General features: G+C 49.1%; 29 protein-coding genes and 3 tRNA genes. 20 read left to right on the forward strand and 12 right to left on the reverse strand.

The features are described 5' to 3' along the window. Positions 1-21: 21 nt before the first annotated feature. Positions 22-423: a hypothetical protein gene (locus IMZ38_RS02765; RefSeq protein ID WP_193436653.1), complete on the forward strand. Its 402-nt coding sequence runs from the start codon at positions 22-24 to the stop codon at positions 421-423. Between the two features lie 412 nt (positions 424-835). Beyond that, on the forward strand, positions 836-3,292 hold the full coding sequence (locus IMZ38_RS02770) for a valine--tRNA ligase (protein ID WP_193436654.1): 2,457 nt from the start codon (positions 836-838) through the stop codon (positions 3,290-3,292). Here the strand turns inward: IMZ38_RS02770 and IMZ38_RS02775 are convergent. Together IMZ38_RS02775 and IMZ38_RS02780 are read right to left on the reverse strand one after the other, a co-directional pair. Continuing rightward, positions 3,259-3,948 carry a PHP domain-containing protein gene (locus IMZ38_RS02775; RefSeq protein WP_193436655.1) on the reverse strand — a complete coding sequence of 230 codons (690 nt, stop codon included), beginning with the start codon at positions 3,946-3,948 and terminating at the stop codon, positions 3,259-3,261. The genes IMZ38_RS02770 and IMZ38_RS02775 overlap by 34 nt on opposite strands. Before the next feature lie 61 nt (positions 3,949-4,009). Beyond that, on the reverse strand, positions 4,010-4,252 hold the full coding sequence (locus IMZ38_RS02780) for a hypothetical protein (RefSeq protein WP_193436656.1): 243 nt from the start codon (positions 4,250-4,252) through the stop codon (positions 4,010-4,012). A gap of 56 nt (positions 4,253-4,308) precedes the next feature. On the opposite strand from IMZ38_RS02780, the gene IMZ38_RS02785 reads away from it, so the two are divergent. Further along, the gene (locus tag IMZ38_RS02785) at positions 4,309-5,049 is read left to right on the forward strand and encodes a metallophosphoesterase family protein (RefSeq protein ID WP_227410911.1); all 741 of its coding nucleotides are present in this window, start codon (positions 4,309-4,311) and stop codon (positions 5,047-5,049) included. Here IMZ38_RS02785 and IMZ38_RS02790 read toward each other — a convergent pair. From IMZ38_RS02790 to IMZ38_RS02820, 7 genes are all read right to left on the reverse strand, one after another. Beyond that, a complete protein-coding gene (locus IMZ38_RS02790) occupies positions 5,042-5,908 on the reverse strand; it encodes a hypothetical protein (protein ID WP_193436658.1) in 867 nt (288 codons plus the stop codon). The two genes, IMZ38_RS02785 and IMZ38_RS02790, sit on opposite strands and share 8 nt — an antisense overlap. A gap of 161 nt (positions 5,909-6,069) precedes the next feature. Beyond that, the gene (locus IMZ38_RS02795; RefSeq protein ID WP_193436659.1) at positions 6,070-6,960 is read right to left on the reverse strand and encodes an ATP-grasp domain-containing protein; all 891 of its coding nucleotides are present in this window, start codon (positions 6,958-6,960) and stop codon (positions 6,070-6,072) included. Then, positions 6,957-7,295 carry a hypothetical protein gene (locus tag IMZ38_RS02800; RefSeq protein ID WP_193436660.1) on the reverse strand — a complete coding sequence of 113 codons (339 nt, stop codon included), beginning with the start codon at positions 7,293-7,295 and terminating at the stop codon, positions 6,957-6,959. Before IMZ38_RS02800 ends, IMZ38_RS02795 begins: the two co-directional genes overlap by 4 nt. 37 nt (positions 7,296-7,332) lie before the next feature. Further along, entirely contained in the window at positions 7,333-8,250 is a 918-nt protein-coding gene (locus IMZ38_RS02805) for a hypothetical protein (protein WP_193436661.1), read from the reverse strand. Next, positions 8,211-9,032 (reverse strand): S-methyl-5'-thioadenosine phosphorylase, encoded by an 822-nt coding sequence (locus IMZ38_RS02810; RefSeq protein WP_193436662.1) that lies wholly within the window; start codon positions 9,030-9,032, stop codon positions 8,211-8,213. Before IMZ38_RS02810 ends, IMZ38_RS02805 begins: the two co-directional genes overlap by 40 nt. Positions 9,033-9,035: 3 nt before the next feature. Continuing rightward, entirely contained in the window at positions 9,036-9,719 is a 684-nt protein-coding gene (locus IMZ38_RS02815) for a phosphoribosyltransferase (protein ID WP_193436891.1), read from the reverse strand. 53 nt (positions 9,720-9,772) lie between these two features. Continuing rightward, positions 9,773-10,321 carry a flavin reductase family protein gene (locus IMZ38_RS02820; RefSeq protein ID WP_193436663.1) on the reverse strand — a complete coding sequence of 183 codons (549 nt, stop codon included), beginning with the start codon at positions 10,319-10,321 and terminating at the stop codon, positions 9,773-9,775. 80 nt (positions 10,322-10,401) lie between these two features. On the opposite strand from IMZ38_RS02820, the gene IMZ38_RS02825 reads away from it, so the two are divergent. From IMZ38_RS02825 to ppa, 5 genes are all read left to right on the forward strand, one after another. Continuing rightward, positions 10,402-10,486: transfer RNA gene (locus IMZ38_RS02825), tRNA-Leu, on the forward strand. 89 nt (positions 10,487-10,575) lie between these two features. Then, on the forward strand, positions 10,576-11,706 hold the full coding sequence (gene sucC, locus IMZ38_RS02830; protein WP_193436664.1) for an ADP-forming succinate--CoA ligase subunit beta: 1,131 nt from the start codon (positions 10,576-10,578) through the stop codon (positions 11,704-11,706). 1 nt (position 11,707) lies between these two features. After that, positions 11,708-12,577, forward strand: coding sequence for a succinate--CoA ligase subunit alpha (gene sucD, locus IMZ38_RS02835; RefSeq protein ID WP_193436665.1), 870 nt, complete (start codon positions 11,708-11,710; stop codon positions 12,575-12,577). A 69-nt stretch (positions 12,578-12,646) separates the two neighbouring features. Further along, on the forward strand, positions 12,647-13,057 hold the full coding sequence (locus IMZ38_RS02840) for a hypothetical protein (RefSeq protein WP_193436666.1): 411 nt from the start codon (positions 12,647-12,649) through the stop codon (positions 13,055-13,057). A gap of 59 nt (positions 13,058-13,116) precedes the next feature. Next, positions 13,117-13,647, forward strand: coding sequence for an inorganic diphosphatase (gene ppa / locus IMZ38_RS02845; RefSeq protein ID WP_193436667.1), 531 nt, complete (start codon positions 13,117-13,119; stop codon positions 13,645-13,647). Between the two features lie 4 nt (positions 13,648-13,651). Here ppa and IMZ38_RS02850 read toward each other — a convergent pair whose 3' ends face one another. Continuing rightward, the gene (locus tag IMZ38_RS02850) at positions 13,652-14,008 is read right to left on the reverse strand and encodes a hypothetical protein (protein WP_193436668.1); all 357 of its coding nucleotides are present in this window, start codon (positions 14,006-14,008) and stop codon (positions 13,652-13,654) included. 126 nt (positions 14,009-14,134) lie between these two features. Between IMZ38_RS02850 and IMZ38_RS02855 the strand changes: the two genes are divergently transcribed. Further along, complete coding sequence (locus IMZ38_RS02855) at positions 14,135-15,529, forward strand: RAD55 family ATPase (RefSeq protein ID WP_193436669.1); 1,395 nt, start codon at positions 14,135-14,137, stop codon at positions 15,527-15,529. Between the two features lie 96 nt (positions 15,530-15,625). Here the strand turns inward: IMZ38_RS02855 and IMZ38_RS02860 are convergent, their stop codons facing one another. Both IMZ38_RS02860 and IMZ38_RS02865 read right to left on the reverse strand, forming a co-directional pair. Beyond that, positions 15,626-16,102 (reverse strand): hypothetical protein, encoded by a 477-nt coding sequence (locus tag IMZ38_RS02860; RefSeq protein WP_193436670.1) that lies wholly within the window; start codon positions 16,100-16,102, stop codon positions 15,626-15,628. A gap of 238 nt (positions 16,103-16,340) precedes the next feature. Beyond that, positions 16,341-16,415 (reverse strand) — tRNA-Glu (locus IMZ38_RS02865). Between the two features lie 98 nt (positions 16,416-16,513). Between IMZ38_RS02865 and IMZ38_RS02870 the strand changes: the two genes are divergently transcribed. The 11 genes from IMZ38_RS02870 to IMZ38_RS02920 all read left to right on the forward strand — a co-directional run bounded on the left by IMZ38_RS02870 (position 16,514) and on the right by IMZ38_RS02920 (position 23,423). After that, positions 16,514-16,589 (forward strand) — tRNA-Gly (locus IMZ38_RS02870). A 105-nt stretch (positions 16,590-16,694) separates the two neighbouring features. Further along, positions 16,695-18,257 (forward strand): complex I subunit 5 family protein, encoded by a 1,563-nt coding sequence (locus tag IMZ38_RS02875; protein WP_227410947.1) that lies wholly within the window; start codon positions 16,695-16,697, stop codon positions 18,255-18,257. Next, positions 18,254-19,273: an NADH-quinone oxidoreductase subunit NuoB gene (gene nuoB / locus IMZ38_RS02880; RefSeq protein WP_193436672.1), complete on the forward strand. Its 1,020-nt coding sequence runs from the start codon at positions 18,254-18,256 to the stop codon at positions 19,271-19,273. Before IMZ38_RS02875 ends, nuoB begins: the two co-directional genes overlap by 4 nt. Beyond that, positions 19,248-20,366, forward strand: coding sequence for an NADH-quinone oxidoreductase subunit D (locus IMZ38_RS02885; protein ID WP_227410912.1), 1,119 nt, complete (start codon positions 19,248-19,250; stop codon positions 20,364-20,366). Before nuoB ends, IMZ38_RS02885 begins: the two co-directional genes overlap by 26 nt. Before the next feature lie 5 nt (positions 20,367-20,371). Continuing rightward, complete coding sequence (locus IMZ38_RS02890) at positions 20,372-20,854, forward strand: NADH-quinone oxidoreductase subunit I (protein ID WP_193436673.1); 483 nt, start codon at positions 20,372-20,374, stop codon at positions 20,852-20,854. Continuing rightward, on the forward strand, positions 20,854-21,135 hold the full coding sequence (locus IMZ38_RS02895; RefSeq protein ID WP_193436674.1) for an MrpF/PhaF family protein: 282 nt from the start codon (positions 20,854-20,856) through the stop codon (positions 21,133-21,135). Before IMZ38_RS02890 ends, IMZ38_RS02895 begins: the two co-directional genes overlap by 1 nt. Further along, a complete protein-coding gene (mnhG, locus tag IMZ38_RS02900; protein WP_193436675.1) occupies positions 21,132-21,506 on the forward strand; it encodes a monovalent cation/H(+) antiporter subunit G in 375 nt (124 codons plus the stop codon). Before IMZ38_RS02895 ends, mnhG begins: the two co-directional genes overlap by 4 nt. Next, complete coding sequence (locus IMZ38_RS02905) at positions 21,503-21,751, forward strand: Na(+)/H(+) antiporter subunit B (RefSeq protein ID WP_227410913.1); 249 nt, start codon at positions 21,503-21,505, stop codon at positions 21,749-21,751. The genes mnhG and IMZ38_RS02905 overlap by 4 nt, the downstream gene beginning before the upstream one ends. Next, positions 21,738-22,523 (forward strand): MnhB domain-containing protein, encoded by a 786-nt coding sequence (locus IMZ38_RS02910; protein WP_193436676.1) that lies wholly within the window; start codon positions 21,738-21,740, stop codon positions 22,521-22,523. The genes IMZ38_RS02905 and IMZ38_RS02910 overlap by 14 nt, the downstream gene beginning before the upstream one ends. Further along, a complete protein-coding gene (locus IMZ38_RS02915; RefSeq protein ID WP_193436677.1) occupies positions 22,520-22,930 on the forward strand; it encodes a sodium:proton antiporter in 411 nt (136 codons plus the stop codon). Before IMZ38_RS02910 ends, IMZ38_RS02915 begins: the two co-directional genes overlap by 4 nt. Then, positions 22,923-23,423: a Na+/H+ antiporter subunit E gene (locus IMZ38_RS02920; RefSeq protein WP_193436678.1), complete on the forward strand. Its 501-nt coding sequence runs from the start codon at positions 22,923-22,925 to the stop codon at positions 23,421-23,423. The genes IMZ38_RS02915 and IMZ38_RS02920 overlap by 8 nt, the downstream gene beginning before the upstream one ends. Position 23,424: the final 1 nt, after the last annotated feature.

Genomic DNA, 23,424 nt, shown 5'->3' on the forward strand with positions numbered 1-23,424 from the left:
AGTTTCTACTGGTGGAACATATTGGGGGATACGGGGATAATGGTATTCGAGTACTACTTCAGCGATTACTACAGAGTGATAGTTTTCAGGGAAGGCGAGAACTTCATAGTATCTGTTGACGTGTACAGGAAGGGCTGGCCTTTCAAAGATTACGAGGAGAAATGTGTTGCGGAAGGACAAGTTTGCCTGTTGTTCAAAACTATATCGCCAGCACAACTCCCTGGAGAACCACTGCTGTCGGTGGAGAAGATCATAGTGGAAGGGGTCAGGGTTTCAGGGGTTGAGGAAACGATTAGTGTTAAATGGTTTTTCAAAGGAGAGCTAGGGCAGGAGGAGGTTTCAAAGGTTTTCAACGCTTCTTGGAGCTTGATAAAGTGTCAACCACCTCTTAAAGACCCTTTCAACATTAACTGCGAGCAGTGAACGCTTCTACAGAGATTAATGATCCGCAGTATTGTGAGGCTTTGAAAACGAATTCCGAACCCACGTATTCTCGCCTACAGGCTTAGCCGGGTCGGCAGTGTTGACTCCTACACCAGTATCAGTCCGTGCTTCATTATGTTTCTCAAGACGAATACAGTGCCACTCCTTTACACTACCACGTTCATGCTTCGGGATTCATGGGAATTGAATCATTGATTCCTTATCCATGCGACCTTAATTTATCAATCGAGATTTTCCGCGACAGTTTCACCAGCTCAACGTATATCACGGCGCTCCCTAAGTCTTCTGATTAATAGGCTTTGAAATCGAGGTAGGGTGTTCTCAACAGGTAATTCTTTATATCCTTATATACATGTGAGATTATTGATACTACTGCTTAAAGGGTTTCAGCATGGAAGAGTATGTGCCTAAGTTGAAGGAGACCAGGTGGAGCATTGAGAGGGAGCAAGAAGTTCTGGCTAAATGGGAGGAGGAGCGTATAGGGGTTTTCGAGTTCTCACCGGAGGATGTGAGGGAGATCATAGCTATCGACACGCCCCCTCCCTACGCAAGCGGTAAATGGCATGTAGGGGGTGCTGCCCATTACGCTCAAATAGACATGATTGCCAGGTATTTCAGGATGAAGGGTTATAACGTCTTAGTACCCTTCTACGCGGACAGGAATGGGCTACCGGTTGAGGTTCAGGTCGAGAAGAGGCTCGGGGTCAACCCGCACGAACTAGCTAAGACTCCTGAGGGGAGGGAAAAGTTTCTCGAGGCTTGTAAAAGCTTTCTCGACGAGGCTGAAAAGGATATTGTTAGTGTCTGGAGAAGGCTTGGATGTAGCTTCCAGTACTGGGTTAACGGGACAGATAGCCCGGAATACAGGACTCTAACCCAGGCAACGTTCATAGAGCTGTATAGGAAGGGCCTAGTCTACGAGGCTGAGAGACCCGTTAACTGGTGCCCCAGGTGTAAGACAACCCTGGCTGACGCGGAGCTTGAGCACGACGAGGAGGAGGGCGAGCTCTACTACATAAAGTTCACGGTCAAAGAGACAGGTGAGGACTTGCTTGTAGCTACTACAAGGCCTGAGATGCTTAGAGCGTGTAAAGCCCTAGTCTATAATCCTAGCGATGAAAGATATGTTAAGTACAAGGGCATGCATGCTGTGAACCCGTTGTACGGTCACGAAATGCCGATCCTGGAGTACAATGAAGTCGACCCTGAGTTCGGCACAGGGTTGGTGATGGTTTGCAGCTACGGGGACCAAGTAGATGTCAAAATGTTCAGGGACCTCGGGCTGGACCCGGTGATCATCATTGAGAAGGATGGAAGGTTGAACAGTGAAGCAGGAGTTCTCGCCGGCTTGAAAGTAGATGATGCAAGGCGTAAGGCTGTTGAACTCCTGGAGTCTATGGGGAAGCTTCTTAAGAAAGAGAAGCATGTTCACAGCGTCCCAGTGTGCTGGAGGTGTAAAACACCTGTTCAAATAATTCATTCACGAGAATACTTCCTCAAGCAACTGGATTTTAAGAGCGAGCTTCTCGAGCTAGTTGACTTGATGGACTTCAAGCCTTTAATGCATAAGAAGAAGCTTATTGACTGGATAAACAGTGTTTCAACCGACTGGCCTATAAGCAGGGATAGGTATTACGCCACAGAGGTCCCTGTCTGGAGGTGTAGAAGGTGCGGGGCAGTCCTACTGCCAGAGCCGGGAAGGTATTACCGTCCATGGAGGGATCCGCCTCCATGGGATAATTGCCCTGCTTGCGGCGCGCCGAGGGATGAGATTGAAGGGGAGAGGAAGGTTTTCGACACCTGGTTTGACAGCAGTATTTCAGTTCTATACGTCACAGGGTATTTGAGAAACCATGAATTGTTCAGGAGGGCTTTCAGGAACACTCTCAGACCTCAGGGGCAGGATATTATAAGGACATGGCTTTACTACACCATCCTCAGGACCTACCAGCTGACAGGTCAGCCAGCGTTCAGATGGGTCAGGATAACGGGAATGGGTCTAGACGAGAAAGGCGAAGCCATGCATAAGTCTAAGGGGAACGTCATAGATCCCGATCCGTATGTGGAGAAGTATGGGGGTGACGCTTTCAGGTACTGGGCAGCAGCCAGCAGTAAGCTCGGTTACGACTACAGGTTCAGCGAGCAGTTGATTAAGACTGGATTATTGTTCGCAACCAAGCTTTGGAATATTGCAAGGTTTGTGTCAAGCTTCCCGGAGCCCGAGGACTACGAGCTCAGGCCTATTGACAGGGCGACCCTCGCCTTGTTCAACAAGGTCCTAGTCCAGGTGGACAAGGCGTATAGTGAGCTAGATGTTTACGAGCCCGCAACCCTAATCTACGGTTTCACATGGGATTATTTCGCATCACACTACATCGAGCTTGTTAAATCAAGAGCGTACAACAGGGATGAGAAGTACTCGAGGCTTGAACAATATGGTGCATGGCACACTCTCCACTACATCCTGAGAAGGGTTTTAAGAATGCTAGCCCCAATAATGCCTTTCGTCACCGACGCAATATACCGGGAGCTCTACGGTGAGAGCGTTCACGTTCAGAAATTCCCCGAGCCGGATGAGGAATTTGCTGAAGCGTCGACGAGGCTTGCTGAAGCGATAGTGGAGGCTAACTCTGCTATCTGGGGTTACAAGAAGAAAAGGAACATGAGGCTTAGCGATCCGTTGAAAATAAAGGTGTTCCTTCCATCCGTCCTGGAGGAGGCGTTGAAAGAGATCGTTGACTTGCACAAGCTTGAGACGGTTGAGTTCTACGAGGAGGTAGCCCCTGAGGACGCGGTTAGCATTGGCGGAGGAGTTTATGTTTCAGAAGAGAGTCCTGAGCGAGAATAATGCTTTCTAACCCTGTACTCAATACTCCACTTTATCCTCTTCACCATTGAGCGAAAGGGGTATCTTCCCTGGACAGGCTTCACCCTCCCTTTTAAAACAGCCTCGAAAACCTCTGAAAGCGTTAAATCCCCTGCCTCGATAAGCGTGTACGCTGCCCCGACGTGCTCAACAATATGTGCATCACTGTTAGCAACTCCCGGGATGCCGAGTAGTCTCGCAGCCTCAACAGCCTTCTTGTTTGCCCCTGTATTAGCGCCAGCATTCCACACCTCGATAGCGCTCCAGTCTTTATAGTCGAAGACCTTATCACCTATTCCAAGCCTCATAACGTCGAAAGGATGAGCCGGAACCACTAGACAGTTGTTCTCACGAGCCTTCTCCAATAGTAACCCGAGGCTCCTGGGGAATTCAAACCCCTCGTAGCAGTAAACAAGGACGTCCCCCTCGTCCGTTCGAACTTCAACCCCAGGTATCACTAAAATGTTTTTAAAGGAAGATGTGGTTTTCAAGGCAGCAATGCTTCCCTGGAAGGTATTGTGGTCTGTGATAGATATTACTGATAAGCCGCTGGAGATCGCGTAGGTAATAATCTCCCTGGGGCTTGCCCTGCCATCGCTATAGTACGAGTGAATATGCAGGTCTGCTTTAAACGTCATTGCAACCAGCTTTCAAGAAGGTTAATTATAGTGTGCCGGATTAAATAGGTTAGATAGATATTTAAATCGGGTAGTAAGGCTTCAGCTCTGATTTACAGTAGGGGCACTTGTAGTGTACCCTTCTAGCATCAGCGCTACAGAAGTAAGCCTTCACCCCTTGGCTAAGGCATTTCGGGCAGTAATAGGCATTGTTCCCCTCGTAGGCTTCGTACAAGTCTATGTTAGTCTTGCAGATAATGCACTTCTCAGTTGTCCATCCCTTATGTCCCGGCTTGTTGACTCCTTTTATTAAACCACTGGTCATGTTAAACACCTTCTAGTAGAGAGATATAATACTAGTTTTTTAAAATTAACGATTAGGTGTGCGAGTTGATTATAGCTGCTGTTGGCGATGTCCACTCGCCAAAGTTCCTGCCCCTCTTCCTCAAATCCTTAGGCGAGGTTCCCGTTAACATCGATGCCTTCATCCTCCTCGGAGACATTGTCGAGAAGAATAACGTGGAGGCCTTCGCACCTGTTTACCAGGCGATTAGGAAGAGGTTTGAGAATGTTCCGGTGATAGGGGTTTTTGGAAACGAGGAGTACAGGGGTTTTGAGAGAGAATACTACGCGAAATACCCTGAAATCTCCTGGCTTAACGACGAGTTGAGAGTGTTCGGTTTAAACAGGTTTAAAACATGTATCGTAGGTACGAGAGGAGCCTTGGACAAGCCGACCCCGTGGCAGGCTAGTAACATACCGGGGATTCTAGAGTACTACAGGGATCTCCCCGGGAAAATAGCAGGCCTTTTAAGGGAATGCAGGGATTCAGCAGCGGAGATAACCATTCTCGCCTCACACTACGGCATCTCATACAGTAATCTAAAGGGGGAGAAGCCGAGCATCTATCCTTATCTCGCCTCGCAGAGGATGAGCGAGGTGGTTAAGCCCGAGCTGGTTGACCTTGTGATCCACGCCCACGCTCACAACGCCGTGGTGGAGTACACGGTTGTAAACAATGTACCAATTTACAATGCCTCCCTCCCAGGCAGGGGGAGAATCTTAGTCATTGAGGTTAAGCCTAGGAGAAGCATTTTAAACTGGCTTGCCAAGCCTAGGTGAATCCTTCGAAAACCGCTACAGCCCCCATGGCTGATACGATGTCAGCTAAATGGTTCAGGCTTATACCTTGCTTGCCTAATTGTAGGTCAGCCTCGTAAAGCTTTCTAGCACCCTCCTTGCTCGTCATTAAGCCAAGGCTCCTTGCCTCCTCAACAAGCTTCCTCGCTTCAGCGGTCATGAATGGTTCTGAGAGGTCCAGGTAGAACGCTACGAGCGTGTTGTTCAAATCCCTTGTCTTCTTATAGTACTCGGAGAGCTTTTTCAAGTAGTTGAACAACGGGGTGTCCCTGGATTCTAAAAGCGTGAATGCCGGGTGCTTAGACCCGAGGGTTTTAAATACTTCGCTGAATGAGACACCGGATTTGACAAGTGTTAGCTGATCTACACCTGTTGAATACAAGTGCTCGTAGAGGTCACTTCTTCCAACAGTTTTAAAAGCATCCACCACAGATTTAACCTCTCCCGGCTTGTTTACCGATAGAATGAGCTCCAGGCTTCTCTTAAACTTGCTTGAATCAGCCGTGATGCTTACAACGTTGCTGTGGCCGATAGCCATTGAAAACACCAGTAAAGGCACAGTGTACGAGGGGTGGCAGGTGTTGCAGAACCTGTAAGACTCTCTGAGAAGCTTGGCAATAATCTTCCCTAGTTCAATGCTTGCAAAGCTTAGCTCACCCTTCCTAACCTTCTCCCCCAGCAAGAAAGCCTCCTCTAGAAGCGGGAGGGATGATACAATGTTGCATGATGCTTCATCATAGGTTTTCAAAGGCTTCAACCTGTGAAGACTTCCCGGTTTGAAGTAGGATCCTAAACCGACTAAAGCCCCGTGTATAAGGCTTCTAACTACTTCACTGGTCAATTCAAACCCCATTTAATCCTTTATCACATAAGGAATTATTAATGTGTTAGAAATCAGGATGAGAGCTCTTCTTCACTTATCCGACGGTTTACTATTCATCATCTTGAAAAAGACTATGTTAACATTCCTTTAAAACAGCATCTTTCAACGAGTTAACACGATCACTTTTTAATCTTCTCTATCAAGTGTTCAATAATGTAGTCCGGCGGGTTTACACCGGTTGAAGCCCGCAGGCCCTCCCAGTAGGGGAACGCGTTAACCTCTAAAATATAGTGTCTCCCGGTTGAAACATCCTCCGCAACATCTACACCAGCATAATCCAGCCCAAGAATCGCCGAAGCCTTGACAGCCGTTGCGAATATCTCCGGCGCTTCCTCCTCTCTCACCGGGACGCCCTGGGCGCCTTGCGCAATGTTCGTTTTCCAACTATTCTTGCTCACCCTTCTCATCGCTCCGATCACCCTCCCACCTACTACGAATACTCTGTAATCATAACCCGGCTTCTCCAAGTATTTCTGGAGATAGCTGGGAACACCAATGTTCATCAAGCTCCTCGTGGTCTGAAAGGCTAGGTCAGGGTCTTCTATCAGGGCGCTGCCAAGCCCAAGACTCCCCATTAGCGGCTTGTAAACAATCTTCTTCTTCGCCTGGGCATACCTCATAGCTGAGAACGGGTTTTCAGTAATCATCGTGTCCGGGACTGGGAGGCCGTGAAGCGAGAGCCTTACCAGGCTTCTCCACTTATCCTTCGCGATCAAAGCGTTAAACGGGTTGTTTATCACGGGCACCGTGCTTGCAAGTGCTTCAAGAACCCCCAGCCTCTTCTCAAACACGTCCAGGCTCATAACCAGCCCTATTCCTCGTAGCACTGCCCCGTCAATGTTAACAGGCTCATCTCTCTGCTTAACAACTATCCTCCCATCATCAATCAACGCATCCATCAATGGCAGTTTCAAATAGACTGCTTCAACACCTCTTCTCCTAGCGGCTTCTAAAAGATCGTTAACGCTTCCCGGCGGCTCCCGCCTATAGTCTATTATACCGATCTTCAAGCACTCCTCCTCCTTGAAACCATTAAGGAGTAGACGAGGGCTAGCAGGCTTAACCCAGCTGTGTAGAGAACGCTCGCAATGCTTGAGAAGCTGTTTAGCGCAATCCCGGTGAGACCTCCCAGGACGATGACGGTGGCTGAGAGATAGGTTAGGGTTCTCGCCTCGCTTCTGCTGGCTTGACCCGTGTATTTGAATATAAGTATCAGGGAAGCTAGGATCACTAGCGAGCCGGCTATGACATAGTTGAGCTCAAGGCTGAAGGAAGATATCGCTGCGCCTACGTATGCAGCTATTAATGCCGAATCAATTATTCTCTTACTCTGCTTACTCGACATTGTGAACCCTCTTAAGAGAATCTAGGTTGAGGATGTTTTAAAGCATTCTTAATTTGTCAATGTAGAGCGAGAGTAGCCCTAGGTAAATACCGGCTTCCAAGGGGTCGGTGTTGAAAGATAGGTCAATGGTTTTCAACCCCATTCTAGCGTATTGAAACTTGAGTTCTTTGACATAATAGTCTTCCACGCTTGTTGACACGAGCACTATTGACCCGGGTCCTGCTACGTTTTCAGCGTTTTCAAACCTGGCGTTCACGCCAATCCGTCTCAACGACTCGCCCAGGTATAATGTTGGAGCCTCCATCAGCTTGCTTGAAGTAAGCAGCACCTCCTTCTGCGAAATAATTTTCGTTAAGGGCTCGGAATATCTTTCTATGAGCTCCTCTATCAAGGGAACCACCCCCTCCTTACTGTGCTGGAAAAGCCTTGCACCTCTCGCCTCAAGCTTGTCCTTATAAAGGCTTGAGAGAGCATGGTTCACGCCTAGAGCCATCGTGAGCGAGGCCTCAAGCTCATCCGCTCTCTCAACATACACTGGGCCGTAGTTGTCGAGAATCCTCTTAACCCTCTCATCCATGGGTTTCGATGTTACAGCGAGGAGCTCGTGGTTAAGTATTCTTGAAACCTGCATAGTGTTCAGCAACCCGGTGTAGGGGTTGCTCGCGAAGACGAGAACCCTCCAGCCCTCCCGGTAGGCAAGGGTGTACAGGGAAACAGCGGGGATATCGCTTATCAGCGTGTTCAGCTCCGGGTCTACCGTAGCTATGTGCCAGTACGCTGTTGAAGCAGGCAGGTACCCCTGTCTATTATAAGTTATTATCAACGGCTTCCTACTACTGGCTAGGAAACTCTCAATAACGCCTCCGAGAGCTACGGCTTCCTTCTCCAAGTCCCCTATAAGCTTTGAGAAAAAAGCTATACTAGAGCGGTCTCTAAGCTTCTGCAGCAACTGCATAGTTTCTCATCCGGCTTCTCGGGAAGCCTCTCAATAATCTTCGGAAGCAGCTTTTTCGCTTTAACAGTGTTCTCGCCCATTGTTTTAACCACTTCTTCAGCTGTCACAGGCTTCTCAGCCCAGACATCGTAATCTGTCACCATTGACACGGTGGCGTAGCACATTTCAGCCTCGCACGCAAGGTTAACCTCTGGAACCAGGGTCATCCCTATGATGTCTGCTTTAAACACTTCCTTCCAAACCCTGCTCTCCGCTCTCGTGCTAAACCTCGGCCCTTCGATGCAAACGTATGTTCCCTTTGGATGGATCTTGATCTCGGGTACTTGTGAAGCAGCTTCAAGGATTACCTGCCTTAGGTGTTCGCAGAAGGGGTCTGCACAGCTCACATGCCCCACGATACCGCCTTCGAAGAACGTGAACCCTCTAACTCCTTTGGTCATGTCTATGAACTGGTCTGGGAGGACGAAGTCCCCGGGCCTGTAGTCCTCTTTGAGGCTTCCAACAGCGGAGAAAGCTATAACCCATTTAACACCCAGGGCTTTCAGCGCCCAGATATTCGCCCTGTAGTTTATCCTGTGAGGCGGGATTTTATGCCCCCTGCCGTGCCTGGGGAGGAATGCTATGGTCCTGCCTTTCAACTCCCCTATGATGATGTTATCGCTGGGGGCTCCGTATGGAGTGTAGATTTTAACCTCCCTCACATTCTCAAGGCCTGGGAGGTCGTATATTCCGCTCCCGCCTATTACCCCGATTAAGGCTTTCTCCCTAGTCTCCACGAGCATATCCTACACCTTAAACCTGTATACCTTCTTCGAACCATCATATTCAAGAATCTTCTTATCAACGAGCACGTTTAAAGCATCCCTGTAGTACTCCTCGCCCACGTCGATACCGTACCATTCCTTGAAACCCTCCACTATCTCGTTAAAACTCCACTCTGTTTTCCCGGTTTCCTTGAAAGTCTCCGAGACCATTCTCTTGATAAACTGGTAGGTATCCTCAAGCCTTGTCCACGGGTATTGGAACCATATCCATTCCTTTACTTCAATATAGTAGTAGTCGGGCTTGAACTTCGCCACAGGGCTTATCCACTGGAGTGCAGCGGTTTTAACCTTGCTAGGCTTCCACTTCTCAGCGATAAAGTCTCTCGCAAGCTTAAGTGTTTCACCAGTATCAACGATATCGTCCACGATGAGTATGTTTAAATTCTCAGCATCTATGATCATGGGGAATTTTATAATAGCCTTCTCCTCAGCCTTGGCAGCTTCAGTCCAGTGCTGGCTCTGAATACTTGCGAGATTGTCGATACCCATAAAATCGCACAGGAGCCTTGCCGGGACGAAACCCCCTCTTGCAACAGCCACAACGAGATCCGGCTTGAAACCACTCTCCCTGATTATTCTCGCAAGATTTCTAGTCCAGTCAACGATCTCGCTCCATGAAACCAGCTGGGTTCGAACCCTAGGCATCTCTATCACATAAGATATTAATGGTTGCTACAAATTTAAGGATTTCATGAAAACTACTTGGAAACCCGTATAAGCCTGCTCGTGGTGGTGAAGCTTTTACCAGCCCCGTGAAGCAGTATGCTCGTCTTCGACAGGTTCCACCCGTATTTCTCGTAAACCTCTTTATCAACGTGAACAGCCTTCGACTCACATATGAACAGCGTGGATTCCCCAACGCGTAGCTTATCCCTTACCACGCATTCAACAAACCCTAGCACTCCGTCAAGACCAGGTGTGGATATTGTTTTTGAAGGATATGGTTTCAGCCCGTGCTTCTTAAACTTGTCAACATCCCTCCCCGACTCCGTCCCCAACTTGTAGGCGAGTTCAGCGTGCTTCTCGCTTAAGATGTTGATGGTTAGCTCACCGGTCTCCATTACGTACTCGTGTGTGAGGCTACCGCTCCAAATTGAAACAGCTATGAGGAATGGGTCGTCATACACTGGTGAAACCCATGATGCAGGCATAACGTTAAGCCTTCCATCCCTGCTCCTGGAAACTATCAAGTATACTGGCCTCGGATGGAGGACATGGTATTCGTTAGGCGATACTTCAACATACACTTGAGAACACCCTATTAATCAATATATTGCCCAGGGTAGTTAAAGATTATAAAAGGCCTCCTGCAATTAATGATTTTGAAGCGGGGATGCCCGAGCTTGGCCAAAGGGGCCGGGTTGAGGACCCGGTGGCGTAGGCCTGCGTGGGTTCAAATCCCACTCCCCGCACTACTCCTTGATTCTGAAACCTCCACGACAGCCCTCCCGGTTGTTTTATTAAGTAGTAGCTGAATATTATTTGAAACCGGTGTTTCTGCTTGAAGCTCTTCGAGTACGAGTCTAAAGAGATTGCTAGGAGGTATGGGGTTCAAACCCCTCGCGGAGTAGTGGTATCCACTCCTGAGGAGGCTGTGAGAGCGGCTGAGGAGTTCGGCAGCGTGGTGTTGAAATCCCAGGTGCTGGTAGGGGGGAGGGGGCTGGCCGGCGGTATTTTAAAAGCTGAAAACCCTGGTGACGCCTACGAGAAGGCGAGGGGGCTTCTAGGCAAGGTGATCAAGGGGGAAAGGGTTGAAAAACTCCTTGTTGAGGAGAAGGTTTGCATATCCCGGGAGTACTACGTGTCTATAACTGTTGACAGGGCTACGAGGCAGATTACCTACCTGGTCTCCTCAATGGGCGGCGTGGAGATCGAGGAGCTTGCGAGGAAGTACCCTGAGAAAATAAGGAGGATGAGCGTAGATCCTTCCATCGGGTACTCGCCCTACATGGGTAGGGAAGCTGCAGTATTCATGGAGGTTCCATGGTCTCTCAGCAGCCAGGTAGACCAGGTCCTGTCGGCCATGTATAAGATAATGATTGATTACGATGCAGAACTAGTCGAGTTCAACCCTCTCGCACTAACATGCGACAACAGGCTTGTCGCCCTCGACGCGAAAATCATAGTGGACGATAACAGCTTGTTCAAACACCCCGAGCTACAAGCCCTGTATGGGAGAGGCCTCACGGCTTACGAGAAGAAGGCTAAGGAACTCGGCTTCAACTATGTTGAGCTGGACGGGGATATAGGCGTGATCAGCAATGGCGCGGGCCTCACAATGGCCACTATGGACGCCATCCTCTACTACGGGGGCAGGCCTGCGAACTTCCTCGACATAGGAGGGGGAGCGGGGAGGGAAAGGGTTAAGGAAGCCGTTAAACTACTGCTCTCCCATTTCAAGGTGAAAACCCTGCTGGTGAATATTTTCGGCGGTATAACCAGGTGTGACGAGGTTGCCTACGGCATTCTCGAGGCCTTGGCTGAAACAGGTGTTTCAAAACCCGTTGTCGTGAGAATGCTTGGAACTAACGAGGAGGAGGGGAGGAGGATCCTCTCGGAGAAAGGCATAGTCGTCTATTCTGAAATGGATGAAGCGGTGCGTAAAATCGTCGAGTATTCAAGAGGTGGTTGACATGGGCATTCTCCTCTCAAAGAACACTAGGGTAATTGTTCAAGGAGTAACAGGCAAGGAGGGAAGCTTCCACACAAAGCTCATGCTGGAGTATGGGACAAGGATCATAGCTGGCACCTCTCCAGGTAAGAAGGGGCAAACAGTTCACGGGGTCCAAGTCTACAACACTGTTGGAGAGATAGTGAGGGAGCACGGCGAGGTTGAAGCCTCAATAATCTTCGTACCAGCAAGGTTCGCCCCGGACGCTGTTTACGAAGCGATCGACAACGGTGTTAAGCTAGTAGTGGTTATAACGGAGGGAATACCGCTTCACGACGAGCTGAAATTTGTCAACTACGCGAGAAGAAAGGGAGTGGTAATAGTTGGTCCTAACACCCCTGGCTTAATGACTCCCGGCGAAGCCAAGCTGGGCATCATGCCCTCACACGTTTTCACCCCGGGAACGGTAGGCGTAGTATCCAGGAGTGGAACACTCACCTACGAGGTTGCAAGAGAGCTGGCCAAGCATGGCATGGGGGTTTCAACAGTGGTCGGCCTTGGCGGAGACCCCGTCACTGGCCTCGACTTCATAGAGGTTTACAAGATGTTTAGCGAGGACCCCTTGACAAAAGCAGTGGTTCTCATAGGCGAGATAGGCGGTGATGCTGAGGAAAGATTCTCAAAATACTACGCCAGCCTACCGGTGAAAAAGCCTGTGGTAGCGTATATTGCTGGGAGGACAGCTCCTCCAGGGAAGAGAATGGGTCACGCAGGCGCAATAATCTCAATGGGTATTGGCGACTACCCCTCTAAGAGGAGGGCTCTCGAGGAAGCGGGCATACCTGTTGCAGAGACGCCTTCTCAAATACCACTCCTGTTGGAGAGAAGATAGGTTTTTACGTAAAGATTTTTATAATAATCCGCACTATATTATTAACGAAAGACGAAGAGGAGGATTTGAATGTATATAATAAAGGAGTATGCATCCTTTGCAGAAGTGATAAAATCTATTGATGAAACAATAGCCTCCCTAAGGCAGCAGCTAGCCGAGAACTTGAAGAAGCTTGAGGACGCTAGGGCAAGGGCCGAGCAGGCTAAGAAGCTGAAGGAGTTGTTGAAAACGCTTGCAGGCGAGGATATTTCAGGCCCGGGTAAAGTCATAGACTTGAAGGATGCGAAGATTCTCGTAAACCCAGACCCTATATCAGAGCTACAGGTTATTGAGGAAGCTATTGAGAGAATTAACAGGACGATACTAACCCTTCAGAACTTGAAGAAGGCTCTAGAGCCGTGGAGCGGTGTCGAAGTCCCCAACAGGATAACTGTCGTGATTAAGGAAGGTATTCCATCATCCTTCATTCTAAGGCTCTAGGTATTTACTGTTTTTTAATCTAGTCAAACTTATCTTTTTCTTAAGAAATGGTGGGCTATATGAGCATGTATGATAAGATTGGTCCAGGATCCAAGGCTCCGGATGAAGTTAACGTTGTGATCGAAATACCCATCAACTCCGGGGTTAAATACGAGTTGGACAAAGATACCGGCGTGCTCTTCGTAGACAGAATCCTCTATACCTCAATGGTTTACCCGTTCAACTACGGGTTCATACCAGGGACTCTTGAGGAGGATGGAGACCCTGTCGACATCCTAGTGGTATCCTATGACCCACTCCTCCCCGGCTCGGTTATCAAGGCCAGGCCTGTTGGTGTTTTGGAAACCGAGGATGAGAAGGGCAGGGATGCGAAGATAGTTGCAGTGCCATCTGAGAAGATAGACCCGAGGTTCCAGGGGATCAGGGATGTGAGCGATCTCCCCGAGGCTGTTAGGCAAAGGATCGAGCACTTCTTCCAGCACTACAAGGAGTTGGAGAAGGGCAAGTGGGTAAGGGTTGTTGGTTGGAGGGGTAGGAGCGAGGCGTTGGAGAGGATTAAGCAGGCTGTTGAGAGATTTTCTAAGAAATAGGTTTTTAAGGCTTGATTTTTTCCAGTAGAAGCTCTACTTCTTTTTTAAAAGCATCAGGATCCTTGATGAAGAGTTCCGTCAAAAACTCCTCCTTTCCAGATGATTCCTCATCTGCGAGAATGAGGAGGGGAACTATATACATCTCTCTCACCAGGAATTTAACAGTATTAATATTGCCTTCGTAATATTCGCGCAGTAGATCCCTTAGCTTGCCGGGATTACTGACGAATAAATCGGTGCACCCAGTTCCCGCGTTCGCCCTGCAAACAAATTCTTCCAGCACGTGCCTCAGGGCGAGCCCTATGCGTTTCGACTGTTCTTCAAGCTTTTTCAGTCGTTTATCAATAGTCTTGAGTGGCAAGCAAATCACACTTTTATATATTGCTTCAAAGGTTTTAAAAGTGGATACGATCAAAAATTATAAAAGAATTCTTTAAATTATATAAGTATATTGATACAGGTTAGGATTAAGTGGGCGTGAGAACTATTGGATTTTACCACCGGCTTGAAGGAGCTTGACAAAAGGTTTAACGAAGCTTTCCAGCCTGGGACGCTGACGGTCATAGTCGGCCATCCTGGTGCTGGGAAGACAACTCTCGCATTACAGTTGTGTCACGCTAATGCTAGGATTGGACATAAGTGTTTATATATTAGTTTTCAAGAAGACAAGGAGAAGCTTTACAGGCATGCAAGGAGGCTTGGGCTCGATCTTGAAGGGCTTGAAGAGAAAGGCTTGTTCAAACACGTAAGGTTTCCTATGATGACCCTGGTTGATGATTTGATAAGGGAGTTATCGGTTCTTCTTTCCTCGGACTCTTACAGAGTCATCGTAGTTGACTCTATAAACGCCCTTCTCGAGCCAGTGAAGAACAAGGATGAGCAGAGGATGTTACTGCAGAACTTTTTCTACGAGGTTTCGAGAAGCATTAGGGGGATAGCGGTGTTGCTTGCAGAGATACCGATGGGTGAGGAGAGAGTTAACCTGGGGTCAATAGAGTTTGTATCCGATATCGTCATCATCTTGAAACACCATGTTGTTCGCGGATTATTGGACAGGGCGATGGAGATTAGAAAGATCCGGGGAGCCCCGCTTAGGGCGGTGGAGTTCCCATTCGAGATAGTGGAGGGTGAGGGCATCAGGGTTTTTCCACCCCCTGCTCCTGAGAGAATATTCCTAGGAGACGGAACCCCTCTCGAGGACACTCTTTCCCTAACAAGGGAGGTTATTCCGAGGCTGTTGAGGGGTGAGGTAGTCTTTTTCACCTACGACCCGTTTGCACGGTCAGCAATACCAGTTATTTTCATCCTCGACTACCTGGTTTCGAATGAGATGGTGGCGTTTTTCACATCCTACGTTTACTCGAAGGACGAGGTTTTAGATAGCGTTGTGAAAGTACTTGTAAATTACGCAGGGATTTCAAGAAAGGAAGCACATAGGCTGGTTGACAAGTACATGGTTGTAGAATCAGTCAACCCGGCTGGAGAGGCGTTAACATCACTATACTCCCGCTCAATATTAGAGTTTGAGAAGTCTAAGCCAGATGTTATCGTTTTCCACGGGATAGAGGTTTTCAGCAAACTGTTCGATGAAAAAGATTACTTTAACTCATTAGTGAACGAGCTGATATGGACAAAGAACAATGGGGTCACCAATATGAGATTCGGAGCCTGCACACCTAGAGACTGGTGTGAGATGAACGCAGCCCTTTCAGACGTGGTTGTCCAAACCCGGTTCGTCGAGAAGAATGGCAGTACAGTTCCAATTATCCAGTCTTGGAGAAGAGGTAGCGAACCCCGCACCATCGAGCTGAACGAGGAGGTTTTAAACAAGCTTAGAAGCGAGTTTAAAGCTCTTCTAAAGAAGGCATTTCCCAGCGAGTGAGAACTCTTAACTCAGCGCCTCCAAAACGTTTCAAGAAACCGTGGGAGAAATCATTAATCAATAAAACGTGATAACCAGTAAACCGTAGCCTCCTAACTAGTATTTCAGAATACTATTCACAGCTTTCTCGTGGAAGCCTTCATCCTGGATAATCTTCTCCAACACGAGCTTGGCTAACCTAAGGGAATCCCTATCCTGCAAGACTTTCTCCAGTAATGGTAGTAGGAGTCTATGATACGTCTCCTCCCCTACAAAGCCCTCCAAAGATACTAGTTCTTTCAAAACACCTCTGACATCAGCCTTTCCCGGTTGCTTAATTTTTGAATAAGCTTCTTCAACCCTACTCCAAACATCACCAATTAGTGTTTGACACTCTCCTGTTTCCTCGTACAACCCTAAACTCACGCCCAGTGAGCGGAGAACCTCGCTGTGAACCATGCTTTCAAGCCCGATCTGCTTTAAAAGAAGCGAGGCAAACTGTTCCCCACTCTCAGCGAGTGATGCGAGCTCCTGGTAGAGAGATGCAACCTTACGCTCAAGCTCAACGGAGCAGTAGATTAGTTTTCCAATCATCACAAACGCCTCTCCTCTTGAATTGATTCAGCTTTTCATAAATATATCTATTACATTTTTACAAAGTCAGCAAGGCGGCGGAAAAGATAAGGGATCTGTTTCGATAAGCCTTGCGAGCCATGAGCGAAATTTTATCCATCCACCTGGTTCCTAGGGACCGGTCCTTGAATACAGACACATGTGTAGGATTCTATAATGTAGATAACCAGGCTTAGCAGGATTGCGGCGGGCAAGGATATGCCGCCGCCGGGATTTGAACCCGGGTCACGGGCTCGAAAGGCCCGCATACTTGACCGGGCTATACTACGGCGGCATCCTTATGAAAATAGGATTAGTGAGTCCTAAATATTTTTTACTTTTTAACCAATCATGAATGTTTAAAACCTCCAGGTCGGAATTCATATATTTGAAGCGGCGGTCGTCTAGCCTGGACTAGGACGCCGGCCTGCCACGCCGGAAATCCCGGGTTCAAATCCCGGCCGCCGCACTCATCCTAATAAGCAGAGACAATCTGGATGTAGTGTTTCAAAGCGTGGGTTTTTCCGGGAAATAAGGTTTAAATAGCCTGTTATTGTAAGAAATGTTAGGTTTGGTGAACCTAATGGGCTCTGTAAGCATACTGCCCGCTCTCACCCCTTACCTCCTGGTTTTCGGAGCTTTCACTCTAGTATTTTTCAAGGTGTTTAAAGCAGGGAAGGTGTTTTCAAGGATTTACGCGTTCGCCTATGTTTTCGCATCCCTCATCTTCTCCTTATTAACTTACTTATCGGTGAAGGATTCCGGGATCCTGTACTATGAGCTCGGAGGCTTCCCTCCTCCCATAGGCATTACTTACGTTGTCGACGAGTTTTCAGCTTTCCTAGCAGTCATCGCGACAGGGCTTGGACTCCTCCTATATCCTTTAATACCTGTCCTACAGCCTCAGAGCGACGAGTACTACTTAGCTCTATACCTCGGCCTGCTGGCAGGGTTCACCGGGGTCTTGTACACGGGAGACTTGTTCAACATGTTCGTGATGATGGAGGTGATGCTGGTTTCCACGTACGGTCTTGTAGCGTTGGGGGGTTCTAAGCAATCTTATAGATCCGCCTTCGACTACGCCATGGTTGCAGGCGTTGGCGGGCTTCTCTTCTTCATGGGGGCTGTTCTAATTTACTTCGCCACGGGAACCCTGAACATTGGCCACATGGGTTTGATAGAGCAGGGTTTCGCAGCGTGTGGCAGGGGGCTTTCTCAAAACCCTGTCGAAGCCTTGCAAACCCTTTCTCTTTTACTTTTCTGGGGGCTGGTTGTGGATGAGGCTCTCGTACCACTCCACTTCTGGCTTCCTCCAGCCTACTCCTCCACGGGGCCGGTGACGGCCTCGCTTCTAGCAGGGGTTTCCGAGGGAGTTGCATACTACGCGTTGACCAGGATTGTCTACACGGTTTTAAACGGGTTGAACCCTGTTCTAGAATACTCTTTAAGAATCCTTGGAATAGCCAGCATTATAGTAGGGGGTTTGGGAGCACTATACTCTAGGAGTTTTTCAAAAACCATATCCTACACCGTGGTAATGGATTCGGGGTATGTTGCAATAGCACTGTCTCTCGGACCACCTGGCGTAGAAGTGGCCTTAGCCTACATACTGGCCCATGCAGTAGTGAAGCCCCTGCTCTTCTTGACGGCAGGCTGGGTTAGGAGTTCATACGGTACTGACGTGTTCGAGAACGTTGAGGGTTCTCTCAGGTCTTCGAGAATACTTCAAGCTGGATTAATAGTTGGAGCGGCAGCCGTGACAGGGTTGCCCCCTACCATTTTCTTCATCGCTAAGCTAGGTGTTTACGTAAACCTCTTCAACTCTTTGAACGCGGACGTGACTGTTCCGCTAGCTCTTTTCACCTCGCTTGCTGGGTCACTTCTTGCTTTAACAGCTTTCATTAAAGCAGTATCGGCGATGATTCTTGCTCCTCCAAGGGAGGGTTTGAAGCTTGTTCCCAAAGCCCTTAAAACCTATCTACTGCTCCTCACTGCTCTCACAATAGTGCTCGGAGTTGTCTACGCTTTCTCGATCGAACCATTAATCTCATCGGCTTCAAACTCGATAACGGCTGGAAGGATTGACTACCTCTCAGAGATAAGCGGAATCCTGTACTGCGAGAGTGGTTCGCTATGAGCTTGCTTGACAAGCTTGTTAAATGGGCGCGTAGCAGGAGTATGTGGATGATACACTACTGCTCAGCATGCGGAGCGGTGGAGTTCCCTCCCATAGTAATGTCTCCTTTAGACTGGGAGAGATACGGGTACATGCCTGCACCAACCCCTAGGCAGAGCGACCTCTACGTTGGAATGGGCTATCTAACCAAGAAAACGGTTAAGCTATTCCTCAACATGTACAGGCAGGTTCCAGAGCCTAGGCTGGTCGCGGCTGGATGCAACTGCACTGCAACAGGCGGGTTATACTGGGACAGCTACGCCACCTACAAGAGGCTTGACGAGTTCGTGGATGTTGAGGGATGGGTTCCAGGCTGCATGCCAATGCCTGACGACTACTTCAGCATGCTGGAGTATTTAAGGAGGAAAATCGCCACCTCCGGGCTTGAGACACATATTTCACGGATAAAGCCTGATGCTTTCGAGAAGATAGCAAGGTATGAGGAGCTTGAGAAGCAGTGGCTTAAGGAGTACTTGGATAAGGCTTCTAAGCAAGCGGGCGAACCCGTTAACTATGTTTTCAACCCGTCATACCCCGAGTGCTACGAAGCCTCCGCTAAGCATAAAATCTGCAAGCTAAGCGTTGAAAGAGAGAAGTTAAAGATGGTTTTGAAAGAGCTTAAGGATCAAGGGTTCAGCCTCTTCATCAACATCAACACGGTTGACTACCCTGATAAAGGAGTGATAGAGCTCTACTATATTCTTGAAAACCCTGGGACAGGCGAGCAGAAATGGGTTAAAACATACACTCCGAGGGCGAATCCCACCGTTGAAAGCGTGCACGACATCTTCCCCCTAGCCCTCTACATTGAGAGAGAGGTTTACGAGATGATGGGTGTTTTATTCGAGAACCACCCCTTGCTTAGAAAGTGGATACTTGAAGGCAACTGGGAGGGACCCCCGCCTCTTAGGAAGGATGTTGACACGGCGGGCTTCGTGGTTAAAACAATGTATGGAGGCTACAAGTATGGAAGGTAGCGGCTACCAGGTAGTCTACTTCGGACCCCAGCACCCCGGGGTTCCTGGCAACATTGCCTACAAACTCTGGCTGGACGGTGACAGGGTTGTTAAAGCAGAGGTTGTCCCGGGATTCCTCCACAGGGGTTTCGAGAAAATGATGGAGAACAGGACTTGGGAGATGAATGTTGCAATGAGCTACAGGTTCTGCGTCGAAGACCCTGACCACCTTGAAATAGCCTACTCGCTAGCCGTTGAAGATATTTACAAGGCTGAGATACCTGAGAACGCTAAATGGCTCAGGATGATCCAGGCTGAAATGGGCAGGATAGCATCACACCTGTTCTGGAGCCACTTCATAGGCGGGAGCATTGGCCTGCGGACCCCGGCCTACTGGGCTGTCGCCGCTAGGGAGGAGATTCTGAAATGGTTCGCGAGGATTTCCGGGCACAGGGTTTACCACAACCTCAGCGTACCAGGAGGCATCAGGTACTCGCTCCCAGAGAACTTTAAGGAGGAGACAACGCGCGTTGTAGAGTTCGTGGAGGAGAAGGCCAGGGATGTGGAGGAAGCTTTACTGGGAAACAGCATTTTCAAGGCCAGGTTGAAAGGACTGGGGAAGCTATCGATTGAGGATGCTTTAAACCTGGGGGTTACTGGCCCCGTGCTGAGGGCTTCAGGGCTGAGGTATGATTTAAGGGTTCACGCACCCTACTTAAACTATGACAAGGTAAGGTTCGAGGTACCTGTCGGAGCATCGGGCGACTCCTACGACAGGGCTGTCGTAAGGTTCAAGGAGATACATCAATCCCTCTCAATAATAAGGCAGGCGCTCGACGAGGTTAGGCCCGGCGAGTCCCTCAGGGTTAAGCTTGGGCTCACCGCTCCCGTAGGCGAGGGAGTAGCCAGGGTTGAGTCAGCAAGGGGCGAGTACATGATCCACATCATCAGCCAGGGAGGCAGGAAGCCCTACAGGGTGAGGCTGAGAAGCATGTCAATGCCTCTTCTAACAACAGTGGTTGACCACATTGTCTCCAGGGAAGAGGTGACTATTGCCGACTTCCCCGTGATCCTTGCATCCCTGGACCCCTGCCCGCCCGACCTGGACAGGTGATTCGCATGGTGTTGCCTACACTGGTTAAATCCTTGAAACACCTTGCCAGCAAACCCTACACCCGTCTAGTCCCGAGGAAGTCAAACCCGTTTAAAACAGAAAGGATTAGGGGAGCCCATGTCCTAGACATGCTTAAATGCACCGGCTGTAGCATGTGCCAGCAGGTCTGCCCGGCAGCATGCATAGACATGGTTTCAGTTGAAGGCAACTACCCCCAGAACCCTAGGAGGAGATTCCCGAGAATAGACCACTCAAAGTGCACTTTCTGCGGACTTTGCGTTGAATACTGCCCGGTAGGAGCTCTCTCGATGACCACTGTCACAGGCTACGAGCTATTCACCACAAACAAGGACACTACTTTCAAACAGCCTCTACAGCTCAAGGAGCCGTTGGGCAGGGTTACAGTGACCAAGGAATTGTTCACCAAGGCTTACAGCGGGGGCGCTCTCTCAAAAGGCGAGGCAACCACAAGCAAGGGTGAGGAGTAATGGTAGCGGTGGAATCCCTGGCCTCTGTAACCCCGTTTCTAATAGGATTGTTCACCGTGGCGATGATTGTTTACTCAATAAGGGTTTTCACCTCGAGAAACCTCGGTGACGCTGTCCTAGCTATTGACGCGTTAACGGTTGACTTGATCGTTTTAATGATGCTTGTCGCCCTGCACTACAGGTCTCCCTACCTGTTAGTGGGAGTTATACCGCTCGGCGCCTGGATATTCCTGCTTGACCTTATCGTTGCGAAATACCTGGAGAAGAGGTGGGCTAGGTGATTGATCAACTGCTTTTCTACCTGGGCATCAGTCTCCTCGCTGTCGGCGGAGTATTGGACATAGTCGCGTCCTTAGGCTTCTTCAAGTTTAAAGAGTTCTACACTAGGCTCCACGCTGCCACCGTAGGAGCCATCGGGGGAGGCTTCTACCCGCTTATAGGCGTAGCGTTTACAGTCCTAGGGCTCGATGTTGAATTCTGGCTTAAAGCCGTGTTCTCAGGGGTATCCCTGGTCGCTGCAGCTGTTATAGCCCTGGGTGTTCCAGCAGGCTCCCATGCCCTTGCAAGGGGGGTTTACAGGTCGAGGGAGGCTGAGCCCAGCGTGGTTGCGGACAGGTTGAGGGAGGATTTGGAGAAGGGTGAGAAGAAATGATAATGCTTATCCTCGCATCCTTAGCTGCAACCCTTGCCTTGATATCAACAATAGTGGTTGTCCAGGAGAAGGATGTTGCCAAAGCCGTGGTGTTGGCTGGTGTTGAATCCGTGTTCTACGCTCTCATACTTTCAATCTTCCTGGCGCCTGACCTGCTAATAGCCTACGTTGCCATAGGCCTTGGGCTGAACACGGTTATACTTCTCTACGTGCTCTCGAAGGGTGAGAGGTATGAGGAGGCTTGAGGTTTTAATCCCGGTTTCGATAGGGGTTTTGATTTTCACGCTGGCTTACTCTCTGGGAATGCTCAGCCCTGAAAGAGGGCTCACGGGCTTAGCTGAAACGCTTCTCACAGTCATACCTCTCCAAAGCTCCATCCTTACTTCAATGAGTTTCGAAGTTGTTACAGCAGTAATATGGGATCAAAGAGGGTTTGACACGTTCTTCGAGACAAGCGTCCTCTTCCTAGCAATAGTTGCATCCCTCTCATTAATAGCTGGAACCCGTCAGGCGATTGCTAAAACCCAAGCCTCCACAGTGATAGTTAGGCTTGTGTCAAGGATTCTCGCACCGGTCATAGTTGTTGTAAGCGTATCTGTCGCCGTCCACGGGCATGTAACACCCGGGGGAGGCTTCCAAGGCGGCTCGGTATTTGTCGTAGCCCCGCTGATTTTAATGCTGGCTTTCTCAAGCCAGCGTTTAACCATGCTAGGGTTCAAAGGCGAGAGGCTCTTATTCCTGAGAGCCCTCGGCGTATCGTTGATCGGTTTAACCGGGTTGCTACCAGTTATATACTCTAGAGCTGTGAACGTGGAAGCATACTTGTTCCAGAACCTGGGGAAGCCTGGGACAGGCTTCAGCTACCCAGCTCTCATAGAAACCCCGTTTTTCAAAATGCTACTCTCGGGCTCCATATTTATTTATAACATTGCCGAATACCTTGCAGTCTTAACGGGCTTCACTCTCGCACTCTACTATTTAACCGCAGAGTTTGAGAAGGGAGGTGTTGGCAAGTGATCGAGGAGGCTTTATGGTACTATATAGGCTTCACATTGACCCTGACAATAGGGTTCTCTATCTACGGCATCGCCTCCAGGCCCCACCTGGTTAAGAAAATGGCTCTGTTCACAATCCTCGGCGACGCGATATACGTGCTCCTAGTATACCTTGGCTACACGCTATCGTCAACCACCCCGCCAGTCTACCCCGGCGGAAGTCTCGAGAACCCTGTGTTCCCTGAGGCTGGTCAAATCTCCATGTTCTCCGCAGGAAGCGTTGACCCTGTTCCACAGGTCCTGATAGTCACCGCAATAGTCATCGGCTTATCAGTCTTACTGCTCCTAGCTGCAATCTCCATCCGGATTGCAAGGGAGTATGGTTCTTTGATAACGACTAAGTTGAAGGAGGTTGAGAGCGGTGGGTAAGGTTTCCGCTATAATTCCAACCCTACTGCTAGCCTTAATATACCTGGTTTACACAGGCTCCTACGGGGTGCTAGAGGTTGGTATAGCCCTGCTAACCGGCCTAGGCGTGTCGCTACTGCTTGGGCAGGACCTTGTGAGAAACCCTGGGAAGCTCTCGATAGCAAGGTTTTCCAGGGCTGTAGCCTACCTTGTCAAATACTTCACTGTTGTAGAGGCTAAGGCTCATTGGGAGGTGATTAAGCTCATTCTTAAGCCTAGTGCTAAATACAAGCCAGCTATTGTAAGAGTTCCCTACGGTGTTAGCAGCGAGTACTCGATTGTCTCAATAGCGAACTCGATAACAAACACTCCGGGAACAGTGGTGATCGATGTTGACGAGGATAGGAAGCTGTTCTATGTTCACTGGATCAACGCCCAGGCCCTCGAGGACCAGGAGGCTAGGAAAAGTGTTTCCGAGGTGTTTGAGAAAGACGTATCTAAAATCTTCGAGTAGC

Origin of the sequence: Thermosphaera aggregans (assembly GCF_014962245.1) — an archaeon.
Classification (GTDB): Archaea; Thermoproteota; Thermoprotei_A; order Sulfolobales; family Desulfurococcaceae; genus Thermosphaera; species Thermosphaera chiliense.

Coding starts and splice junctions, on each gene's coding strand:
- IMZ38_RS02770 (WP_193436654.1), top strand. CDS start 836: ATGGAAGAGTATGTGCCTAAGTTGAAGGAGACCAGGTGGAGCATTGAG.
- IMZ38_RS02775 (WP_193436655.1), bottom strand. CDS start 3,948: ATGACGTTTAAAGCAGACCTGCATATTCACTCGTACTATAGCGATGGC.
- IMZ38_RS02780 (WP_193436656.1), bottom strand. CDS start 4,252: ATGACCAGTGGTTTAATAAAAGGAGTCAACAAGCCGGGACATAAGGGA.
- IMZ38_RS02800 (WP_193436660.1), bottom strand. CDS start 7,295: ATGTCGAGTAAGCAGAGTAAGAGAATAATTGATTCGGCATTAATAGCT.
- IMZ38_RS02805 (WP_193436661.1), bottom strand. CDS start 8,250: ATGCAGTTGCTGCAGAAGCTTAGAGACCGCTCTAGTATAGCTTTTTTC.
- IMZ38_RS02810 (WP_193436662.1), bottom strand. CDS start 9,032: ATGCTCGTGGAGACTAGGGAGAAAGCCTTAATCGGGGTAATAGGCGGG.
- IMZ38_RS02815 (WP_193436891.1), bottom strand. CDS start 9,719: ATGCCTAGGGTTCGAACCCAGCTGGTTTCATGGAGCGAGATCGTTGAC.
- sucD (WP_193436665.1), top strand. CDS start 11,708: ATGGGCATTCTCCTCTCAAAGAACACTAGGGTAATTGTTCAAGGAGTA.
- IMZ38_RS02840 (WP_193436666.1), top strand. CDS start 12,647: ATGTATATAATAAAGGAGTATGCATCCTTTGCAGAAGTGATAAAATCT.
- ppa (WP_193436667.1), top strand. CDS start 13,117: ATGAGCATGTATGATAAGATTGGTCCAGGATCCAAGGCTCCGGATGAA.
- IMZ38_RS02860 (WP_193436670.1), bottom strand. CDS start 16,102: ATGATTGGAAAACTAATCTACTGCTCCGTTGAGCTTGAGCGTAAGGTT.
- nuoB (WP_193436672.1), top strand. CDS start 18,254: ATGAGCTTGCTTGACAAGCTTGTTAAATGGGCGCGTAGCAGGAGTATG.
- IMZ38_RS02885 (WP_227410912.1), top strand. CDS start 19,248: ATGGAGGCTACAAGTATGGAAGGTAGCGGCTACCAGGTAGTCTACTTC.
- IMZ38_RS02890 (WP_193436673.1), top strand. CDS start 20,372: ATGGTGTTGCCTACACTGGTTAAATCCTTGAAACACCTTGCCAGCAAA.
- IMZ38_RS02895 (WP_193436674.1), top strand. CDS start 20,854: ATGGTAGCGGTGGAATCCCTGGCCTCTGTAACCCCGTTTCTAATAGGA.
- IMZ38_RS02905 (WP_227410913.1), top strand. CDS start 21,503: ATGATAATGCTTATCCTCGCATCCTTAGCTGCAACCCTTGCCTTGATA.
- IMZ38_RS02910 (WP_193436676.1), top strand. CDS start 21,738: ATGAGGAGGCTTGAGGTTTTAATCCCGGTTTCGATAGGGGTTTTGATT.